Genomic DNA, 20,040 nt, shown 5'->3' on the forward strand with positions numbered 1-20,040 from the left:
TCAGGTCAGCAGCAGGGCCGCGACCAGCAGCGTGACCGTCGCGGTGACCTCGCCGAGGGCGCCCATCACGTCGCCGTTCACCCCGCCCAGCCGCGCGCTCGCCCGACGGCGCAGCAGCTCGGCCGCGCCCCAGCCGAGGACGACGGCGACGGCGAGCAGCGGGTCGACGGCGGCCGCGGCGGCCAGGGTGACCAGCGCGGCGCCGGCCAGCCAGCGGCGGGAGACGGTGCCGGCCACGGCCTGCCCCAGCGAGGACCCCGCGGCGATCGCGGTGCCGGGCAGCCCGGTGCGGGCCATCGCGACCCGGGCGGCGACCGTGGCCGCGGGCAGCGCCGTCCAGCCGCCGTCCACGTCGAGCAGCGGGGCCAGGCAGACGACCTGCAGCAGCAGCGCGAGCACCAGGGTGACCACACCGAACGGGCCGACGTCCCCGGCACGCATCACCGCCAGTGCCCGCTCCCGACCGCGCAGCGGGCCCAGGCCGTCGGCGGTGTCGGCGAGACCGTCCAGGTGCAGACCGCGGGTCAGTGCCGCGAGGACGGCGACCGCCAGCACCGCACCGATCAGCGGCTCGCCGTAGCGGGCGCCGAGCCAGCCGACGGCGGTCGCGAGCGCGCCCAGCACCAGGCCGACCAGCGGCGCCCAGGGGAGCACCCCGCGCGCGGTCTCGGCCGCCGGCACCCGGGCGATCGACAGCATCGCGAACGATTCGGCGGGCCCGGTCCAGGGGCGGCGCGTCACCGCAGGCGCTGGGGGAGGCCGGCGACGACGAACCACACCTCGTCGGCGGTCGCGGCCAGCCGCTGGTTGACCGTGCCCAGGGTGTCCCGGAACAGCCGCCCGGCGCGCGTCTCGGGCACCACCCCCAGGCCCACCTCGTCGCTGACGGCGACCACGTGCGCCGGGGTCATCACCCAGTTGCTGACCAGCGCGTCGCAGCGCTCGTCGAGCCGCTCCCGGGCGGCGACGGCGGCGGCGGGGGAGCGGTCGGCGGCGTGCGCACCGGCGTCCTCTGCGACGTCCCAGATGCCCGCCTCGTCCATGAACGCGGCCACCCAGGTGGTGACGCTGTCGACCAGCACCGCGCCGGCGCGCACCAGCTCGGAGGGGGCGGTGGTCTCCACCGTGCGCCAGTGCGCCGGGCGGCGGGCCCGGTGGGTGGCGACCCGGGCGGCCCACTCGGTGTCGGCGGAGTCGACCTGGGAGGTGGCCAGGTAGGTGACGTCGTCCCAGCTCTCCAGCAGCGTCTCGGCGTGCGCGGACTTCCCCGACCGGGACCCGCCCAGCACCAGCACCCTGCTCATGGCTCGTCTCCGGACTCGTTCCGCTCCTCGGTCGCTGGCGCTCCCTGCGATGCTCGCTCGCCCGTCGTCATCGCGACGCTCACGTCAGCACCAGCCGGGTGACCGTGCCGTTGTGCGGGGTGACCGCGGGCATCGCGTCGGGGCCGAGCCCGGCGGCGACCGCCTGGACGGCGCGGATCGTGTCCCCGTGGGTGACCAGCGCGACGACGTCCGCCGGCGGGTCGGCCCGCAGGGCGGTCAGGTACGCCGACACCCGGGCGTGCAGCTGGGCCAGGCTCTCCCCGCCCTCGGCGGACCAGTGCACGTCGGTCCAGTCGACGACGTCCCACAGCTCGCGGGACGGGCGGCCCTCGAGCACCCCGTAGCCCTGCTCGCGCAGTTCGGGGGTGGTGGCGAACGCCAGCCCGGTCGCGGCGGCGCAGTGCTCGGCGGTCTGCACGGCCCGCAGCAGGTCGCTGGAGACCAGCGCCCCGGGGCCGGCGCCGTCCCGGGTGAGCGCGGCCAGCTCGGCGGCGGCGGCCGCTGCCTGCTGGTGCCCCAGCTCGGTGAGCGGGATGCCGGGCGTCTGGCCCTGCATGCGCCCGGCGGCGTTCCACTCGCTCTGGCCGTGGCGGACGAGCAGGAGGGTCGGTGCGGCCATGGTCGGGTCAGCGTATGTGGCCGCCGGACAGCGGTGCGGGCGGCGGGCGACGACACTGCGGCCATGCGCTCCCTCGACGTCGACGGTCTCGGTCAGGTCAGCCGGGTGGGACTGGGCACCTGGCAGTTCGGCTCCCGCGAGTGGGGCTACGGCGACACCTACGCCTCCGGCGGCGCCCGGGACATCGTGCGCCGGGCCCGTGAGCTGGGCGTCACCCTCTTCGACACCGCCGAGGTCTACGGCACGGGCAAGAGCGAGCGGATCCTGGGCGAGGCGCTGGGCGACGAGCGGGCCGAGGTGGTGGTGGCCAGCAAGTTCTTCCCGGTCGCGCCGCTGCCGGCCGTCGTCCGGAACCGGGCCGAGGGCAGCGCCCGCCGCCTGCAGCTGGACCGCATCCCGCTCTACCAGGTGCACTGGCCCAACCCGCTCGTCCCGGACTCGGTGGTCATGCCCGGCCTGCGCACCCTGCTCGAGGAGGGGCGGATCGGCGCGGTCGGCGTCTCCAACTACTCCCTGGACCGCTGGCGGGCCGTCGACACCGCACTGGGCCGGCCGGTGGTCAGCAACCAGGTGCGCTTCTCCCTCGCCTCGGCCGGGCCGCTGGAGGACCTGGTGCCCTTCGCCGAGCGGGAGGGCCGCATGGTCATCGCCTACAGCCCGCTGGCCCAGGGGCTGCTGGGCGGCCGGTACTCGGCGGAGAACCGGCCCGGCGGCGTGCGGGCCACCAACCCGCTGTTCGGCACCGAGAACCTGCGCCGGGCCGAGCCGCTGCTCGCCGTCCTGCGCGAGGTCGCCGACGCCCACGACGCGAGGCCGGCGCAGGTCGCGCTGGCCTGGCTGATCAGCCAGCCGCAGGTGGTGGTGATCCCCGGGGCGTCCAGCGTCGAGCAGCTGGAGTCCAACGTCGCGGCGGCCGACCTGGAGCTCACCGACGGCGAGCGGAGCGCGCTCACCGCCGCTGCCCGGGCCTTCACGCCGGCCTCCGCGGTGCGCACGGCCGGTGACACGGTGCGGGAGCAGGCCGACCGGCTGCGCAGCCGGCTGGGGATCTGAGCCGGGCGGTCCTCAGGCCCGCCGACGCCGCACGGGCACCGGGGTCGGCGCGACCACCGGCTGGAGCGCCCGGCGCCGGACGTACCAGGCCAGCCCGACGAGGGCCGCGCTCAGGGCCGCGCCGACGACCACCGGCGGCCGGGTGCCGGTGAACCGGGCCCGCATCGACACCGGGCGGGAGAAGGTCAGCACCGGCCAGCCCCGCTCGGCGGCTGCTCTCCGCAGGCCGCGGTCGGGGTTGACCGCGGTGGGGTGCCCGACCGTCTCCAGCATCGGCAGGTCGGTGTGCGAGTCGCTGTAGGCCCAGCAGTCGGCCAGGTCCCAGCCCTGCTGGGCGGCCAGCTCGCGGATGGCGGCGGCCTTGGTCGGCCCGTAGGCGTAGTACTCCATCTCGCCGGTGTAGCGGCCGTCCGCGATCACCATCCGGGTGGCCACGACCCGGTCGACACCCAGCATCTCCCCGATGGGCTCGACGACCTCCGCGCCGCTGGTCGACACGATGACGACCTCCCGGCCCGCGTCCTGGTGCGCCTCGATCAGGTCGGCGGCCTCCGCGTAGACCAGCGGGTCGACGATCCCGTGCAGCGTCTCGCGCACGATCTCGTGCACCACGGCGACGTCCCAGCCGGTGGTCATGGCCGCGATCTGACTGCGCATCCGCTCCATCTGGACGGCGTCGGCGCCGGCCAGGGAGAAGACGAACTGGGCGTAGGCGCCCTTGAGCGCCGCCCGACGGTTGATCAGCCCACCCTGGAAGAACGGTCGTCCGAAGGCCAGGGTGCTGGACTTCGCGATGACCGTCTTGTCCAGGTCGAAGAACGCCGCAGCGCGGGTCACGGCTCACACGGTAAGGGGACCGGGTGTCCAGCCGGTGGAGGGCACCGTCGTCCCCACCCGGGCGGGTCGTCCACAGGCGCCGGCAGCCGGGCCCCTCCGTCGGCACGAGGCCACACCTCCGGTCGTGGCCGCGCGTCCCGACCGCCCCGCTCCGGGGCCGGGCTGGGCGATACTCCCGGGCATGTCGGTCGACCTGGCGGTGCTCGAGGCCATCGGGCGGCACCGCACCGGCTGGGCCGACGCCGCCACCCGCGGGCTCATGGACGCCGGCCAGCCCGCCGTCACCTACGTCCTGGCCGGGCTGGTGGCGCTGGCCTTCGCGTACGCCTGCCGGGCCTGGCGGCCGGTGGCCGCGGCGATGGTCTCCTCCTTCGTCGCGACGCTGCTCGCCGAGTGGCTCAAGGAGGTCATCGGCCGGGCGCGGCCGCCCGCCGACCTCGCGATCGTGCCCGCGGCCGGCTCCGCGTTCCCCTCCTCGATCGGCGCCCTGACCGCCGGCGCCGCCGTCCCGCTGGTCCTGTGGGGCCTGCGCCGGGCCGACCGGGCCGGCCGCGTGGTCGCCGTCCTGCTGGGCGCCGGCACGCTCGCGGTGGGGGCGAGCATGGTCTACCTCGGTGCGCACTGGCTGACCGACGTCCTGGCCGGCTGGCTGCTCGGCGGGGCCGTCGGGGCGCTCGCCCACCGGGTGTCCCGGTGGACCCCGGGCCGCCGCACCGCGCCCGCCCGCTGACCCCTCCCCGACGGCGCCGCGGCCCGGCACGGCACGGTCCCGGGCCGCAGCCGCCGGTTTCTGCGGCCCGGGCGCGCGCAGAGCCCCCGCAGGGTCGCCGGGGCCAATACGCTTCCGCCGCTGACCCGCTCCACCGGGTCCTGGGGGACCGGTGGGAGAGCTGCACAGGAGGCCGTGTGACGTTCGGCGAGATGCCGGTCTACGACGTGTACGGAGCCGGCGGGCATGCCCAGGTGGTGGTCGACGCCCTCCGCGCGTGCGGCATCGGCCTGCGGCGGATGTACAACGACAGCCCGGCGAACCAGCACCCCGCGAGCCGGGACGTGCTCCCCGGCATCCGCCTGGTCGGGCCCGACGCCTTCCCGCTGCTGGACGTCCCGCTCGTGCTGGCCGTCGGCATCAACGGCGAGCGCGCCGAGCTCGCCCAGGTCCTCGACGCCCACTACGGCCAGGCGGTCCACCCGACGGCGATCGTGGCCCCCTCGGCCCGGATCGGGGAGGGGACCGTCGTCCTGGCCGGGGCGATGGTCCAGCCCAACGCCCGCATCGGCCGGCACGTGCTGGTCAACACCGGGGCCAGCGTCGACCACGACTGCGACATCGGCGACTACGCGCACATCAGCCCGCAGGCGGCGCTGAGCGGGCACGTCACCGTCGGCGAGGGCACGCACATCGGCGTCGGTGCGGTCGTCATCCCCAAGGTCCGGATCGGGCGCTGGTGCAAGATCGGCGCCGGCACGGTCGTCATCGCCGACCTGCCCGACCACGTCACGGCCGTGGGCAACCCGGCGCGGATCCTCCCCGACCGCAGCGGGGAGGTGCCGCCGGACCCGGCGTTCGTCCGCTCCGGCGGCCGGCAGCGGACGGGGGTGCGGGTGCCGTGACCGCCGTCGACCAGCACGACCGACCGGGCGGGGCGCTGTCCGAGGACGGCGACGAGGGGAGCCACGACCTGGTCTTCGTCGGCGCGGGGGCCTCCACGTCCTACGTCCTCCTCGCGTTGCTCACCACCCTGGCCGCCGACCCGCCCGCGCGGCCGCTGCGGATCGCCGTCGTGGAACAGGCGCCCGACCCGTTCCCCGGCGTCGCCTACGGCAGCCGCGCCGCACGGACCTCGCTGCTGATCACCCCGCTGCGGGACTTCCTGCCGCCCGAGGAACTGCGGCTGTTCACCGGGTGGCTGGCGGAGAACTGGTCCTGGGCGCTGGAGGAGTTCCTCGCCGCCGGCGGGCCGGTGTCCTCCCGCTGGTGGGAGCGCCACCGCGAGGCCGTCACCCGCGGGGAGTTCGAGGACCTGTTCCTGCCGCGGTACGTCTTCGGTCTGCACCTCGCCGGGCGTGTGCGCGAGGCGATCGACCTGGCCGCCCGGGTCTCCGCCGCCACGGTCGACCTGCTGCAGGACGAGGTCGGCTCCCTGGACCCGGACGGACCCGTCCACCTCGTGACCGGCCGGCGGTGCCGGCTGCGCGCCCGCCACGTGGTCCTGGCGACCGGGTCGGCCCCGGTGGTGCGCCGGCTCGAGGGGGCCGGGGGGCCGCACGACGCCGTGCTGATCGACCGTCCCTTCGACGACATGGGGGAGGGGCTGGAGCGCACCCGGGCCGCCGTGGCACGGCGACCGGCCGACGCCGGTCCGCCGCACGTCGTCGTCATCGGCGGCAACGCCGGCACCATGGACGTGCTGTACCAGGTCAACGACCTGCCCGTCGTCGCCGAACGGGGCACCGTCTTCACGGTGCTCACGCCCGGCGGCGCGCTGCCCGAGCTGCTGGCCGAGCCGCGGCCCGGCTTCGTGGCCGGGCACCTGCTCGCGCTGCGGTCCGCCCCCGCGGTCACGGCCCGCGAGGTGCACGCCGCCGCTCTCGCCGACCTCGCCGACGGCCGGGCGGCCGGGCTGACCGTGGGGGACACCCTCCGGCCGATCTCCCAGGGCGTGTCGGAGGTGCTGCCCCGGCTGTCGGAGGAGCAGACCCTGGAGTTCGCCGGCCACTGGGGCGTGGAGCTCGGCCGGCACCAGCGGCGCGCCGGCTGGGAGTACACCGAGGTGGTCGAGGAGCTGACCCGCGCGGGGCGGATGTCGCTGGTGGCCGGCAGCTTCACCGGCCTCGCCACCGACGGCGGTGCGGGGGTGCGGGTGCGGTACTCGGCCGCGGGCGTGCCCGCCGAGCTCGACCGGCCCGCCGACGTGGTCGTCAACTGCGCCGGCCCGACCCGGGCGCTGCGTGACGCCGTGCCCTCGCTCGTCGCCTCCCTGCTCGACCGGGGCGTCCTGCGCCCGACCCCGTACGGCGGCGGCATCGCCGTCGACCGGGACCTGGCGGCGGCCCCGCGGCTGTACGTGATGGGCCCGCTGCTCGCCGGCAACATCGTGCACGGCCAGCCGGTCTGGCACATGGAGCACTGCGGCCGGATCAGCGCCTACGGGACCCGGCTCGGTCGCAGCCTCGCCGCGACCCTGACGACCCCGGCACCGGCGCCCCGCTGACGGACGGGCCCCCGCCGGCCGTGGCGGGGGCCCCTCCCCGGCTCAGGCCGCGTCGTCCTGCCGGCTGCCGGTGAACAGGTGCATCGTCGGGGCGTCGGCCGCCGAGATGCCCTCCCGCCGCAGCACCGTGCGCAGCGTCGCGAGCAGGACCTGCAGGTCCAGCCGGGGGCCCAGCCGGTCGACGTACTCGACGTCGGCGGTGAACCGCTCGTCCCAGGCCAGCAGGTTGCGGCCGCGCACCTGGGCCAGCCCGGTCACGCCGGGGCGCACCTCGTGCCGCCGTGCCTGCTCGGGGGTGTAGCGCTCCAGGTACTCCATCAGCAGCGGCCGTGGTCCGACCAGGCTCATGTCGCCGCGGAAGACGTTCCACAGCGTGGGCAGCTCGTCGAGGCTGGTGCTGCGCAGCCACGTCCCGAACGGGGTGAGGCGGTCGCCGTCGGTCGCCACCGAGTCGCCGGGGCCGAACGTGCGCATGGTCCGGAACTTCACCAGCTCGAACGGCCGGCCGCCGAGGCCCGGGCGTTGCTGGCGGAAGAGCACCGGCGTCCCGAGGTCCCGCCGCACCGCGACCGCGACCGCGGCCATCAGCGGTGCGGTGACGGCCAGCCCGATCCCGGAGACGACGACGTCGACGGCCCGCTTGACCGGCGGGTAGCGCCGCCTCACCGGTGCTGCTCCAGGAAGCCGGCCAGCGTCCCGAGCACCTCGTCGACCTGGTCCGGCGTGAGGGCCGAGCCGCTGGGCAGGGTCAGCCCGGTCGCGAAGAGCCGGTCGGCGGAGCCGTCGAGGTGACCGCGGGCGCCGGCGAACAGCGGTTGCCGGTGCATCGGCTTCCACAGCGGCCGTGACTCGATGTCGGCGGCGTCGAGCGCCGCGCGCAGGTCGTCGACGGACCAGCCGGTCACGGTCGGGTCGACCAGCAGGGCGGTCAGCCAGCAGTTGTCGACCGCGTCGCCCTCGCGCTGGAACACCCGCACCCCGGGGACGCCCTCGACCATCGCGGCGTACTGCTCGCGCAGGGCGCGGCGCCGGCCGATCATCTCGTCGAGCCGCTCGAGCTGGGCGAGCCCGAGCGCGGCGAGCAGGTTGCTCAGCCGGTAGTTGTAGCCGACCTGGGTGTGCTCGTAGTGCACCGCCGGCTCGCGGGCCTGGGTGCTCAGGTGGCGGGCCCGCCGGGCGGTGGCGGCGTCGTCGGTCAGGAGCATGCCACCGCCGCTGGTGGTCATGATCTTGTTGCCGTTGAACGACAGGGCCGCCACGGCGCCGAAGGACCCGGCGGGGCGGCCCTGCCAGCTGGCGCCCAGCGCCTCGGCCGCGTCGGAGACGACCGGCACACCGTGGCGGGCGCAGACCGCCTCGATCACCGGGTAGTCGGCGCAGCGTCCCAGCAGGTCGACCGGGACGACGGCGGCCACCGGCGTGCCCTCCGCGGCCAGGGCGGTGAGCGCCTCCTCCAGCAGGGCGGGGGAGAGCACCCCGGTGTCGGGGTCGCAGTCGACGAACACCGGCTCCGCGCCGGTGTAGGTCACGGCGTTCGCGGTGGCGACGAAGGTCATCGTCGGGACGACGACGGCGCGGCCCGGGCCCGCGCCGACCTCCAGCAGGGCCAGGTGCAGCGCGGCCGTGCCCGAGGACAGCGCCACGGCGTGCGCCCGGCCGCACCGCTCGGCGACGCGCTGCTCGAAGGCGTCGACCATCGGGCCCAGCGGGGCGATCCAGCCCGAGGAGATGGCCGCGGCGACCATCTCCTGCTCACGGGTCCCGACGTCGGGCGTGGAGAGCAGGATCCGGCCCCGCGTCCGGACCGGTGCCGCCGTCACCGCGGCACCACGCCGGCGCGCTCGGGCTGCCGGGCGACGTGGTTGAGCGGTGCGGCCGTCCGGGTGGTGGTGGCGGGGTAGCGGCTCCCGAGCCGGTCGACCTCCTCGGGCGGCAGACCCGGCACCGGCACGTGGCTGATCATCGGGTGGAACGGCCGGCTGTCCTGCTCGCCGGCGCCGAACAGCTCCTCGTGCAGCTTCTCGCCCGGCCGCAGCCCGGTCACCCGGATCTCGATCGGCCGGTCCTCGAGGTTGATCAGGTGCGCCGCGACGTCGCCGATGCGCACCGGGGTGCCCATGTCCAGCACCAGGGCCTCCCCGCCGCGGCCGATCGCGCCGGCCTGGACGACCAGCTGGACGGCCTCGGGGATGGTCATGAAGTAGCGGGTCACCTCCGTGTCGGTGATGGTGAGCGGGCCGCCCCGGGCGATCTGGGCCGCGAAGGTCTCCAGCACCGAGCCCCGGCTGCCGAGCACGTTGCCGAACCGCACCGACAGGTACCGGCCGCTGCCTGCCTCCGCGTAGGTGGCGGTCAGCTGCTCGGCCATCCGCTTGGTGCGCCCCAGGACGTTGACCGCGTTCGCGGCCTTGTCGGTCGAGACGTTGATGAAGTGGGTGACCTGCACCTCGGTGGCGGCGGCCAGCACGTTGCGCGTCCCCAGCACGTTGGTCTTCCAGCCCTCGTCCGGGTACTGCTCGAGCATGTTGAGGTGCTTGAGCGCCGCGGCGTGGAAGACCACCTCCGGGCGCCGCTCGGCGAACAGCCGGGAGATCGCCTCGCCGTCCCGGATGTCGGCGAGGACGGCCTGCGGCTCGTGCAGCCGGGCCTCGCCGAACATCGTCAGCTGCAGCGCGTGCAGGGCCGACTCGTCGCGGTCGAGCATCATCAGCTCGCCCGGGCCGAACTGCTGGATCTGCCGGCACAGCTCGGAACCGATCGACCCGCCTGCGCCGGTGACCAGCACCCGCTTGCCGCGCAGGTAGTCGGCGATCTCGGCGACGTCGGTGTCGATCTGCCGGCGGCCCAACAGGTCCGCGACGTCGATGTCGCGGACGTCGCGGATGCCGACCCGGCGGTTGAAGTACTCCGACATCCGCGGCAGCACCTTCACGGTGAGCCCGGCGTCGTTGGCCCGCTGGGAGAGGTCGCGGACGAGTGCGGCACCGGCCGAGGGCAGTGCGATGACGACGGTCTCCGCGCAGGTCTCCGCGGCCGCCTCGGCCAGGCGCTCCCGGCCGCCCATCATCCGGACGCCGCGGATGCGCAGGTGCCGCTTGGTCGGGTCGTCGTCGAGCAGGCCGACGGGCAGGTAGGGGCTGTCGGGGTCGGCGAGCATCGAGCGGACGAGCTGCTCGCCGGCGATCCCGGTGCCGAAGACCAGCGTCCGCTCGCCGGAGCGCGGGCGCACGGCCCCCTCGCGCTGGCTGCGGATCGCCACCCGGAAGGCCGCCATGATCACGAAGGACAGGACGGCGGCGACCGGCGGGACGCTCAGCGGCAGCAGCCGGGGCGTGCCGGCCAGGACGACGACGAGCAGCACGGCCAGCAGGGTCACCCCCACCGCGATCGCCAGGCTCTTCAGCTCCTCGGCCGTGCCCACCGCGTAGCGGCCCTGGTGCAGGCGCAGCGCCGTCGACGCGACCGGGAAGACGAGGACCGTCAGCGCCATCGCCAGCACCAGGCCCCGGCTGTCGATCTGGTCGAGTGCCCCCTCGTAGCGGGCGGTGACGGCCAGGACCAGCCCGGCCAGCAGGGAGCCCACGTCCCCGGCGAGCATCGCGAACCGGATGAGGCGCCACCGCAGGGCGGGGTCCCTGTCGTCGTCGGTCATGTCGGCCTTCCTCTCCGGACGGGCGGGGTGCGCGTCCGTCGTCGGGTCGTGGGGGTGGGCGTCGACGGGTCGGTCGCCGCTCATGGCTGGTGCGGGGGGAGTGGGGGGTCGACCGGCGGGACGGGCCCGGCCGGGACGGTCCGGCGGCGCTGCCGGTCGGCGGCGTAGGTCGTCGAGCCGGTCGTGGCGACCCGGGCCCGGTGCGGGAGGCGGGTGAGCACCACGCCCAGCGCGGGCACGCGGACCCGCGCCACCGCGGCCGCGGCCTCGGCCAGCTGGTCCCGCCGGGTCCGCCCGTAGCGGGCCACCAGCAGGCAGGCGTCGGCCTGGGCGCTGAGCACGGCGGCGTCGACCACCGGGATCAGCGGCGGGGCGTCGACGACGACGACGTCCCGGTCCTCGCGCAGGCCGCGCAGCAGGGCCGCCATGGCCGCCGAGCCCAGCAGCGCCTCGGGGTCCGCCGGCAGGCCGCCGGCGCCCAGGACGGCGAGGCCCTCCGGCCCGCCGTCCCACCGCTGGAGGACGTCGGCCAGCTGCGCGGTGCCGGTCAGCACCTCGGTGAGGCCCGGCCCGTCGGGCAGCTGGAGCCGGTGCCGGACGTGCGGACGGCGGAGGTCGGCGTCGACCAGGGTGACCCGGTCGCCGGCCCGGGCGAGGGAGACGGCCAGCTCGGTGGCGACGGTCGTGGCCCCCTCGCCGGGCAGTGCGCCGGCCACCACCACGACCCGGGGGCCGGACTCGCTCCCCAGGTGCCGCAGGGCGACCCGCAGGGCCCGGAACGCCTCGGCGGTCGGCGACTGCGGAGCGGCACCGGTGGCCACCGGCTGCCGGGCGAGCTCGCGGTCGGCGAAGACGCGGCCGATGACCGGCGCCCCGGTGGCCTGCTCGACGTCGTCGACCTCGCGGACGGTCCGGTCGAGCCGGCTGCGCACGAGCACGGACCCGATGCCCAGCACCAGGCCCACGGCGGCCCCGCGCCACAGGTCGCCCACCGTGTCCGGGCTGACCGGCGTCCGGTCCAGGTCGGCGGGCTGCAGGACCTCGATCGAGACCGTCGGCGACGTGGCGCCGGCCGGGGTCTCCAGCTGGGCGACCCGCTGGGTGAACTGCTGGGCGAGGGACGCGGCGATCGTCTGCGCGCGCTCGGGCGAGCTGTCGGTGACGACGACGTCGAGGACGACGGTGTCCGGCAGCGGCGTGACGGCGACCTCGGCGGCCACCTCCCGCGGGGTGAGGCGCACCCCGGTGGCCTCGACGACGCGCTCCGCCAGCTCCTCGGAGCGGAGCACCTCCGCGTAGGAGGCGATCCGCTGCTGGGAGAAGAGGTTGCCCTCGTAGGCGTCCTCGGAGGCGGTGGACCCGCCCGTGCTGACGAACAGCTGCGTCGACGAGGCGTAGGTCCGCTCCGCCGTGAGGCTGAGCGCCGCGGCCACCGCGAGCCCGAGCAGCAGTCCGGCGACGACGAGGTGGAGGTCGCGCCGCAGGAGCTGGAAGAGGTCGATCCGTTGCACTCGTCCGCCGATCCCCGTCGGGTCCTGGTCGCCCGCGTCCCGCTGTCGGGCGCCGCCGCCCGGAGGGCGCCGGAGTCACGGAAAGTAGGGGGAACCGGATCCGGTCGGTGGCGTTTCATGCACGGATCGATGACGTTGGACACGTTCTCGCCCGACGCGCGGCTGGTCGTGCTCGCCGGTGACCGGTCCGTGTACGGAGCGTCGCGACTCCGGCTGGCGGTTCAGCCGATCGTGTGCGAACTCGTGGAGTGCGAGCGCTGGAAGGCCTCTCCGGCGGGCTCCTGGCCTCTAGCCTGCGGGCGTGGGCACCGAGACGGGAGAGCGCGTGTGACCGTGGCCGACGTCGGTCACCGCCGGACGGTGACCTCGGTGGGTGGGGTGCAGGTCGTCCCCGAGACCGACTGGGACCGCGTGGTCGGTGCCCTCGGGGGGCTGGACACCTACACCAGCGCCGGGTACTCGCGGGCGTCCGCGCTGCTGGAGGTGCCGGGGACCCGGCCGGTGCTGCTGCGCCTGCGCCACCGGGACGGCGACGTCGCGCTGCCGCTGCTGCTCCGGCCGCTGCCCGGACGGCCCGGGTGGGACGCCACCACCGCCTACGGCTACGGCGGGCCGGTCGCCCGCTCCGGGGCCGCGGCCGCCGCCCTGGGCCCGGCGCTGGACGCCTGGGCGCGGGCCAACGGCGTCGTGGCCACCTTCCTCCGGCTGCACCCGCTGCTGGGCAACGCCGCGCTGGTCCCGGCCTCGGCCGAGCTCGTGCCCGCCGGCTCCACCGTGGTCTGGGACGTCTCACCCGGCCGGGACCTGTCCGCCGGCATGCACCCGCACCACCGCCGGGCGGCACGCCGGGCCGACCGCGAGGGGCTCGAGGTCACCGTCGACCCGCGCCCGGCCTCCCTCCGGGACTTCCGGACGCTGTACGTGGCGACGATGCGCCGGCAGCAGGCCGACGCGTTCTTCTACTTCCCCGACGACTACTGGGCGGCACTGCTCGAGGAGGCGGCGACGCTGCGCCCGCTGCTGGTCGAGGGCCGGGTGGAGGGGCGGCTGGTCGCGGCGCTGCTGTGCTTCGCGCACGGGCCGTGGCTGCACTACCACCTGGGCGCCTCCGACGAGGTGGCCCGCACGATGGGGGCCTCCAACCGGCTGTTCCTGGCCGCGGCCGAGTGGGCGCAGGCCCAGGGCATGGACCGGCTGCACCTGGGCGGTGGACTCGGCGGGTCGGCGACCTCGCCGCTGTTCGTCTTCAAGCACCGCTACGACCCGCAGGGCGAGCCGCTGCCCTTCCACGTGGCCAAGCTCGTGCACGACCCCGTCGGCTACCGCGAGCTCGCGGGCACCGACGACACGGCCGGGTTCTTCCCGCCCTGGCGCCGTCCCGCCTGACCCCGGTCAGGCCGGCGGCACCGGGCTCCCGAGGCCGGGGGCCCGGCGGCCGAGCACGTCGAGCAGGGCACCGGCCAGGCCGTCGGCGGCGGCGGCCGCGTCGAGGTCCGCGCGGACGTCGGGGACGCCGAGCACCGCACCGGAGGCGGTGTCGCCGGCGAGCAGGCCGGCCAGGGCCGCGACGTCCCCGTCCGGCGCGAGCCGGACCAGCGGGGCGTCCCGCAGGCCCTTGACGTCGAAGCCGTAGCACCAGCGGCCGACCGCGGCGGCCTCCAGCGCGACGCGGGGGAGCCCCTCCCAGGAGGCCGTGTGCAGCAGGGCGGTCGCCTCGCCCAGTGCCGCGGCCACCGGTCCCCGGCCCTCGGCGCGGACGACGTCGCCCAGGCCGAGCTCCGCCGTCCGGGCCCGGACCGCCTCGTGCAGCGGCCCGTCGCCGAGCATGCGCAGCCGCACGGGCACCCCGCGCTCGACCAGGTGGGCGACGACGGCCAGCGCGAGCAGGGGCCGCTTGCGGGGGGTCATGTCCCCGGCCCACAGCAGCTCGAGGGTGCCCGGTGCCGGCGGCGGCGCGGCCGGCCACTGCCCGAGCGGGACGCCGACGCCGCCGGCGAGGCGGTGCACCCGCCGCGCCCCGTGTCGTTCGAACCAGGCCTGGTCGTCCCGGTTGATCGTCACCACCCCGGCCGTCCGGGGCAGCAGGGCGCGCTCCACGGCCTTCCACGGCAGCGCGCGGACGTCGTCGCGCCCCCAGTGCAGGCCGTGGCAGAAGTAGACGACCGGCGCCGGCAGCCCGCCGGCCCGCACGAGCACCGACGCGGTCGCGGTGTTGGTGACGACGACGTCGTGCCGCTGCGCCGCCGACCAGGCCCGGACGGCGCGGACGGCGGTGCGCACGTGCGGGGAGGGCCGCTGGGTGAAGCCCGCCAGCGGCGTCCAGCCCGGCAGCGACGACGTCGTCCCGCTGGCCGACGTGACCGCGAAGCCCAGGGCGGTGAGCCGGTCGACGATCGGGGGGAAGAACGCGTCCAGCGTGCGGCCGACGCTGGTCACCAGGCCGACCCGGACCGGTTCGCCACCGGCAGGTCCCTGCTCCCGGTCGGGCGTCACCGCAGCACCCGCTGCTCGCCGGGGACCGCCACGGCGGTGCGCGCCGCGACGGCCGGGAGGGTGCGTTCCGGGCGGAGCACCCAGGCGACCAGCAGCCAGCCGGCCACACCCGGCGCCAGGACGTCGATGTCGAGCAGCCGCATGTGGATCGGCGTGGCCATGAGGACGGCGGCCAGCACGCTCAGGCCCCAGAGCGAGGCGGGGTGACCGGGCCGGGGCCACGTCCCCAGCAGGTGCACGGCCAGGCCGGTGAGCAGGAAGAGCCCGACGACGCCGGCCAGGCCGAAGTCGAACCAGGTGTCCCCGAACGCCGTGTAGGTGTTGAAGGGGATCGGCATGTCCACGTAGTCGGCGAACGGCTGGGGCTCGGGGACGGGCACGCCCAGGAACTGGAGTGCCTTCCCGACGGCGTAGACCGACCGTCCCCACCCCCCGTAGGGGCCGGGACCGCCGGTGGACTGGTCGACGGCGACGGTGAACGCGCTGATGCCGCCGACCTGGTAGAGCACGGGCTGCACCAGCGCGTCGGGCAGCCAGTCCGCGACCGCCAGCCCCGCCGGCACGGCGCCCTTGTCCAGCTGCTGGCCGACGACGCCGAAGTAGGCCAGTGCGCCGCCGCCGACGGCCGTGACGAGCGCGGCCACCCGGACGCCCGGGGACAGCACCCGTCGCCGGGAGCGGCGGACCAGGCCCGGGGACCGGGGCAGCAGGACGAGGAAGAACAGGCAGGTGATGGCCACGGTGAGGGTGGCCGTGCGGGACGGGGACTGCATGGTGCTCGCGATCGCGACCGGGACGAGCAGCGCCCACCACCAGCGGTGGCAGAGCGCGCCGATCACGCCGAACGCGCCGAGCAGCGGGGCCAGCGCCTGGGCGACGCCGACCGGCGCGGAGACCGACAGGTCGCCGTAGAGCTCGGCCCAGCGCACCAGCTTGGTGTCCAGCTGCCCGAAGGGGACGCCGAGGACCGCCGAGACCGCCAGGCGGTACTGCCACGTGCCCCAGGCGACGACGACCAGCACGACCCCCGTCGCCGCCGCCAGCCGGCCGACCCGCAGGGTGGTGCGGACCGGGGGCGCGGCGGTCGCGTCCACCCCGGGCCGTGGCGTGCGGTCGAACAGCAGCGGGACGGCGGTCATCGCGGCCAGGCCCAGGACGATCGCCACCGCCGTCTGCAGGCTCGGCTCCGCCAGCCCGACCGGCCGGGTCACCAGCAGCAGGCCGATGACCGACCACAGGCCGAGCGTGACCGTCAGCAGGTGCAGCGGCCCCCACCGGCGCCAGCACAGCAGGAGCAGCAGCACCGACGCCACCAGGACCATCGCCGAGGTCACGACAGCACCGCCACCGTGCCCGGCCGCCACGCCTCGCGGGCCGACAGCAGCAGGGCCCGCCGGCGCACGCGGCCCCCCTCCGGCTGGCGGGTCAGCGTGCGGGCGACCACCTCGGCCAGCGTGACCAGCAGTGCGGCCGCCGCGGCCGGGCGCCCCCCGCGCTTGGCGAAGTACCGGACCCGGGAGACGCGGAAGACGCAGTAGGACGTGGCGGCGACCGTGCGCGAGCTGCCGCCGCCGGCGTGGCTGCCGTAGCAGCGGGTGTCCAGGAGCACCCGGCCGTGCTCCCGCGCCCGCTCGCAGAGGTCGAGGTCCTCGAAGTACAGCTCGAAGCGCTCGTCGTACCCGCCGAGCAGCTCCAGGAAGGTGCGGTCGGCCATCAGGAACGCGCCGTCGACCTGGGGCACGGCGACCGTGCCGCTGTCCGGCGTGACCGGCTGCACCGACGACCTAGCCCCCAGCACCGCGCGGCGCAGCTCGGTGCCCAGCGTCTCCCGGCGCCGGGCGTTGCCGATCGCGCCGCCGGCCTCGCCGGTCAGGCCGCCGCCCAGGACGAGCCGGTCGTCGGCGGCGCAGGCCTCGACCAGGTCGGCGACGCTGCGCTCGAGGCCGACGTCGGGGTTGAGGAAGGTGACCACCGGGTCGCCGGTGGCCCGCATGCCCAGGTTGCAGCCCCGGGCGAACCCGACGTTGCCCCCCGGGTCGAGGTAGCGGACCCGCCCGCCGGTGCCGTCCACCACGCGCTCGGTGGCCGGGTCGCTGCTGTTGTCCACCACGACCACCTCGCCCACGGCGGGGTCCCGCAGGAGTGCGGGCAGGCCGCGTTCGAGGTAGCCGGCGGAGCGGTAGGCCACCAGCACGATCGACGTCCGGGTCACCGGTCCTCGCCTCCTCGCAGTGCTGAGCGCAGGCTGGTGCGCAGGTACAGCGCCGTCCCGACGTAGGCGGCGGTGGAGACGGCGGCGGTTCCGGTGGTGCCGCCCAGCCACGCCCCGGGCAGGTAGCCCACGGACAGCAGCACGGCCAGGACGCCGAAGGTCGCCACCGCCGAGTGCCGGCCGAGGGCCTGCAGCGCGCTGAGCGCGACCCGCGAGTAGCCGGCGAAGAGGACGCCGGGCAGCACGACCAGCACGAGCGGCACCAGGCCCCGGTAGTCCGACAGCGGTCCGAGCGACAGCACGACGGCGGCTCCGGCGATGCAGACGGCGGCCAGGCAGCCGACGGCGGCGTTGAGGCGGACGGTGCACCGGAGCTGACCCGCCCAGCTGTCCTCCGACAGCCGTGCGCGGCCGGAGAAGACCGACAGCGCCAGGGCCTCCGGGACGATGAGCGCCAGCTCCGTCAGGGAGAGGGCGATGCCGTAGACGCCGGCGGCCGTCGGGCCGAGGACGACGCCGACGACGAGCACGTCGGCCCGGAGCATGACCATCTGGCCGATGCTGCCGACGTTGTTGGCGGTGGCCGAGCGCAGGAACGCCGGCCAGGTCCGGGCCGGCGTGCCGGCGGGGGCGACGACCACGTGCTCCCGCAGGTGGCGGACCAGCTGGGTCGATGCGACCGCCAGGCCGGCGACCACCGACAGCGCCCAGGCGCCGTAGACCAGCATCGGGGACCGCGTGGTCGCCAGCACCGCCGCGGCGGCCAGCAGGTAGAGCACGCTCTGCACGACGATCGTCACCTGGTAGGCGCGGTCGCGCCCCAGGCCCTGCAGCACCCGGTTGGCGAACAGCTGGCAGACCACCAGCGCGCCGCCCAGGAGGGCCCACCCGGTGGAGACCGTGTGCGGGTGCCCGTCGCCGGTGGAGGCCGCCCGGCCCGCGACGACCAGCACGACGCCGGCCGTGGCCAGGAGGCCCGCGAAGCCGGCGACCAGCCGGACGCCGTGCCGCAGCGAGCTGCGGTCCCCGCGGCGCAGGTCCTCGACCACGGGCACGTGCAGGCTGCCGTAGGCGAGCGCGCCGGCCAGGAGCGCACCGGTCATCAGGAAGGTCAGCACGCCGCGCCGCTCGGGGCCGAGCAGGGCGGCGGAGACCAGGGTCAGCACGAACGTGACGCCGAGCGGCACGACCTGGGCGATGAACAGGTCGGGGAAGCCGCCGGTCCGCAGCGTCCCCAGCGCCCCGCGCAGCACCGCAGCCGGGCCGCCCGGTGCCGCCGCGGGAGCGGCTCCCGGTCCGTCCCCGGCCACCGCCGTCGACGACGGCAGCTCGGCGCTCACGACGGCTCCGGCGAGACCGCCGGCAGCGGGCCCACCCGGTCCGCGCCCCCGGCCGGCCGCTCGGCCGGTGCGGCGGGAGGGGAGGGCACGTGCGCCGGGGTGGGCGTGACGGTGACGGCCCGGTCCGGCGCGTAGGGGACGAGCAGCCGGTGCACGCGCGCGGCCCGGGCCGGCACACCGGTCAGCACCGCCCCGAGCAGCCCGGCCGGGGTGTCGGCCAGCGCCCGTGCGGCCTCGGCCAGCTGCTCGCGGGGCGTGACCTCGAACCGGCTCTCCAGCAGGATCCCGTCGGCCACCTCGCCCAGCTCCACGGCGTCGGCCACCGACAGCGGCGTCGCGTCGACGAGGACGACGTCCGCCCGGGTGCGCAGCCGGGTCAGCAGCGCGGCGGTGCCCTCGGCGGGGGAGGCCGCAGCGAGGCCCGGCGGCGTCGCCCCGGCGGGCAGGACGGTCAGCGTCCCGTCGCCCCACGGCCGCAGTGCGCTCTCCAGCTCGACGGTGCCGGCCAGCACGTCGCCGAGGCCGGGGCCGTCGGGCAGCCCGAGGGTCCCGGCCAGGGCGGGCGCGTGCAGGTCGGCCTCCACCAGCACCACCCGGCTGCCCTCCTCGGCCAGCGACAGCGCCAGCCGGAGCGCCAGGGTGGAGCGGGTCCCACCCGCCGTCCCCCCGGTCACGACCACCACCCGGGGCGGGGTGTCCCCGTGCCCGAGCCGGAGCTGCGCGCGCAGCCGGCGCAGCGCCGCCGCGTCGGGGGAGCCAGGGGCGGGCGTCGCCGAGGGCGGTGGGTCGCCGGGCCGGGGGTCGGCCAGGAGGGTGGCCAGCGGCGCGGCGCCGGTGACCGTGCGGACGTCCTCGGTGCTGCCGACGGTCCGCCGGACGCGGGTGGGCACCAGCACCAGCAGGGCGCCCAGCAGCAGGCCCAGCCCACCGCCGAGCGAGAGGACGCGGGCGACGTCGGGCCCGACCGGCTCGCTCGCCAGCGTCGCCGGCTGGATCGTCGTCACCCGCACCACGGACTCCACGACGCCGGGGGGCTGCTCCAGTGCGGTGGCCTGCTCGGTGAACTCGGCGGCGACCGCTGCGGCCAGCTGCCGGGCGCGCTCGGGCGTGCTGTCGGTGACCGTCATCCGCAGGACGACGCTGTCCGCGACCGGCTCGACCCGGATGCGGGAGGCGACCTCGGCGGGGGTCTCGTCGAGCCCCAGGTCGTCGACGACCCCGCGGACGAGCCGCTCGCTGTCGGCCAGCTCGACGTAGGAGGCCAGCCGCTGCATGGCGAACAGCTCGGCGGCGTGCGCCTCGGCCAGGTCGCCGACCTCCGTGGCGTCGACGAAGACGCTCGTGGTCGACGACCAGGTGGGGGCCGTCCGCGCCAGGACCAGCGCGGCCACCGCCAGGCCGACGACGACCCCGAGGACGGGGGACCACCATCGGGCACGCAGCGCCCGTCGCGCGTCCCGCAGTTCCACCGTGCCCCCGTCCTCCGTCGGAGTGCCGCGCCCTCAGCAGGGGACCGGCACGGGTCCGGGTGCTGGCCGGACCCTCAGGCGGCCACACGGTAACGGCCGCGACCAGCTCGGATAACCCCTTTCGGCCCGCTCTCCTGCAGCCCGTCCGGCCGCACGGCCGGGTCGCACCGCGCGGCGGACGTGCAGCCGAGCAGGCTGCTCGTCACGGTTCCTGTGCGCTGCGTCACGGCACGCCTGGTCACGTGGAGCTCCAGCGGGGGAGGACCCACGGTCGGGTCGACGCACGGCCACCAGCGGGACCGGTACGGCCACAC

General features: G+C 76.5%; 18 protein-coding genes. 5 read left to right on the forward strand and 13 right to left on the reverse strand.

Features of this window, described 5'->3' with window-relative positions; genetic code table 11:
- From KUM42_RS13030 to KUM42_RS13040, 3 genes are all read right to left on the reverse strand, one after another.
- Nucleotides 1–699, reverse strand: a complete 699-nt coding sequence (locus KUM42_RS13030) for an adenosylcobinamide-GDP ribazoletransferase (protein ID WP_237492908.1) — start codon at nucleotides 697–699, stop codon at nucleotides 1–3.
- A gap of 38 nt (nucleotides 700–737) precedes the next feature.
- Nucleotides 738–1,304 carry a bifunctional adenosylcobinamide kinase/adenosylcobinamide-phosphate guanylyltransferase gene (gene cobU / locus KUM42_RS13035; RefSeq protein WP_237492910.1) on the reverse strand — a complete coding sequence of 189 codons (567 nt, stop codon included), beginning with the start codon at nucleotides 1,302–1,304 and terminating at the stop codon, nucleotides 738–740.
- A 79-nt stretch (nucleotides 1,305–1,383) separates the two neighbouring features.
- Nucleotides 1,384–1,944, reverse strand: a complete 561-nt coding sequence (locus KUM42_RS13040) for a histidine phosphatase family protein (RefSeq protein WP_237492912.1) — start codon at nucleotides 1,942–1,944, stop codon at nucleotides 1,384–1,386.
- Nucleotides 1,945–2,007: 63 nt separating this feature from the next.
- Between KUM42_RS13040 and KUM42_RS13045 the strand changes: the two genes are divergently transcribed.
- Nucleotides 2,008–2,997 carry an aldo/keto reductase gene (locus KUM42_RS13045; RefSeq protein WP_237492914.1) on the forward strand — a complete coding sequence of 330 codons (990 nt, stop codon included), beginning with the start codon at nucleotides 2,008–2,010 and terminating at the stop codon, nucleotides 2,995–2,997.
- Nucleotides 2,998–3,009: 12 nt separating this feature from the next.
- Here KUM42_RS13045 and KUM42_RS13050 read toward each other — a convergent pair whose 3' ends face one another.
- A complete protein-coding gene (locus KUM42_RS13050; RefSeq protein WP_237492916.1) occupies nucleotides 3,010–3,834 on the reverse strand; it encodes an HAD family phosphatase in 825 nt (274 codons plus the stop codon).
- A 181-nt stretch (nucleotides 3,835–4,015) separates the two neighbouring features.
- Between KUM42_RS13050 and KUM42_RS13055 the strand changes: the two genes are divergently transcribed.
- The 3 genes from KUM42_RS13055 (at nucleotide 4,016) to KUM42_RS13065 (ending at nucleotide 7,049) form a co-directional block, all read left to right on the forward strand.
- The gene (locus KUM42_RS13055) at nucleotides 4,016–4,564 is read left to right on the forward strand and encodes a phosphatase PAP2 family protein (protein WP_237492918.1); all 549 of its coding nucleotides are present in this window, start codon (nucleotides 4,016–4,018) and stop codon (nucleotides 4,562–4,564) included.
- Nucleotides 4,565–4,740: 176 nt separating this feature from the next.
- Nucleotides 4,741–5,448, forward strand: a complete 708-nt coding sequence (locus tag KUM42_RS13060; protein WP_237492919.1) for an acetyltransferase — start codon at nucleotides 4,741–4,743, stop codon at nucleotides 5,446–5,448.
- Nucleotides 5,445–7,049 carry an FAD/NAD(P)-binding protein gene (locus KUM42_RS13065; protein WP_237492921.1) on the forward strand — a complete coding sequence of 535 codons (1,605 nt, stop codon included), beginning with the start codon at nucleotides 5,445–5,447 and terminating at the stop codon, nucleotides 7,047–7,049. The genes KUM42_RS13060 and KUM42_RS13065 overlap by 4 nt, the downstream gene beginning before the upstream one ends.
- A 42-nt stretch (nucleotides 7,050–7,091) precedes the next feature.
- Here KUM42_RS13065 and KUM42_RS13070 read toward each other — a convergent pair whose 3' ends face one another.
- The 4 genes from KUM42_RS13070 to KUM42_RS13085 all read right to left on the reverse strand — a co-directional run bounded on the left by KUM42_RS13070 (nucleotide 7,092) and on the right by KUM42_RS13085 (nucleotide 12,212).
- Nucleotides 7,092–7,715 carry a sugar transferase gene (locus KUM42_RS13070; RefSeq protein ID WP_237492922.1) on the reverse strand — a complete coding sequence of 208 codons (624 nt, stop codon included), beginning with the start codon at nucleotides 7,713–7,715 and terminating at the stop codon, nucleotides 7,092–7,094.
- Entirely contained in the window at nucleotides 7,712–8,869 is a 1,158-nt protein-coding gene (locus KUM42_RS13075; RefSeq protein WP_237492924.1) for a DegT/DnrJ/EryC1/StrS aminotransferase family protein, read from the reverse strand. Before KUM42_RS13075 ends, KUM42_RS13070 begins: the two co-directional genes overlap by 4 nt.
- Nucleotides 8,866–10,701: a nucleoside-diphosphate sugar epimerase/dehydratase gene (locus tag KUM42_RS13080; protein WP_304610698.1), complete on the reverse strand. Its 1,836-nt coding sequence runs from the start codon at nucleotides 10,699–10,701 to the stop codon at nucleotides 8,866–8,868. The genes KUM42_RS13075 and KUM42_RS13080 overlap by 4 nt, the downstream gene beginning before the upstream one ends.
- Nucleotides 10,702–10,781: 80 nt before the next feature.
- Entirely contained in the window at nucleotides 10,782–12,212 is a 1,431-nt protein-coding gene (locus tag KUM42_RS13085) for a polysaccharide biosynthesis tyrosine autokinase (protein WP_237492926.1), read from the reverse strand.
- Between the two features lie 327 nt (nucleotides 12,213–12,539).
- On the opposite strand from KUM42_RS13085, the gene KUM42_RS13090 reads away from it, so the two are divergent.
- Nucleotides 12,540–13,598: a GNAT family N-acetyltransferase gene (locus tag KUM42_RS13090; protein WP_237492928.1), complete on the forward strand. Its 1,059-nt coding sequence runs from the start codon at nucleotides 12,540–12,542 to the stop codon at nucleotides 13,596–13,598.
- A gap of 6 nt (nucleotides 13,599–13,604) precedes the next feature.
- Here KUM42_RS13090 and KUM42_RS13095 read toward each other — a convergent pair whose 3' ends face one another.
- Genes KUM42_RS13095 through KUM42_RS13115 form a run of 5 tightly spaced genes read right to left on the reverse strand, consistent with a single transcriptional unit; the run spans nucleotide 13,605 to nucleotide 19,726 of the window.
- Nucleotides 13,605–14,648, reverse strand: a complete 1,044-nt coding sequence (locus KUM42_RS13095) for a glycosyltransferase (RefSeq protein WP_237492930.1) — start codon at nucleotides 14,646–14,648, stop codon at nucleotides 13,605–13,607.
- 53 nt (nucleotides 14,649–14,701) lie between these two features.
- Complete coding sequence (locus tag KUM42_RS13100; RefSeq protein WP_237492931.1) at nucleotides 14,702–16,039, reverse strand: O-antigen polymerase; 1,338 nt, start codon at nucleotides 16,037–16,039, stop codon at nucleotides 14,702–14,704.
- Nucleotides 16,036–16,917, reverse strand: coding sequence for a glycosyltransferase family 2 protein (locus KUM42_RS13105; protein WP_237492933.1), 882 nt, complete (start codon nucleotides 16,915–16,917; stop codon nucleotides 16,036–16,038). The genes KUM42_RS13100 and KUM42_RS13105 overlap by 4 nt, the downstream gene beginning before the upstream one ends.
- Complete coding sequence (locus KUM42_RS13110) at nucleotides 16,914–18,257, reverse strand: lipopolysaccharide biosynthesis protein (RefSeq protein ID WP_237492935.1); 1,344 nt, start codon at nucleotides 18,255–18,257, stop codon at nucleotides 16,914–16,916. Before KUM42_RS13110 ends, KUM42_RS13105 begins: the two co-directional genes overlap by 4 nt.
- Nucleotides 18,254–19,726: a polysaccharide biosynthesis tyrosine autokinase gene (locus KUM42_RS13115; RefSeq protein ID WP_237492936.1), complete on the reverse strand. Its 1,473-nt coding sequence runs from the start codon at nucleotides 19,724–19,726 to the stop codon at nucleotides 18,254–18,256. Before KUM42_RS13115 ends, KUM42_RS13110 begins: the two co-directional genes overlap by 4 nt.
- Nucleotides 19,727–20,040: the final 314 nt, after the last annotated feature.

It is taken from the genome of Modestobacter sp. L9-4, from assembly GCF_019112525.1.
Taxonomy (GTDB): domain Bacteria; phylum Actinomycetota; class Actinomycetes; order Mycobacteriales; family Geodermatophilaceae; genus Modestobacter.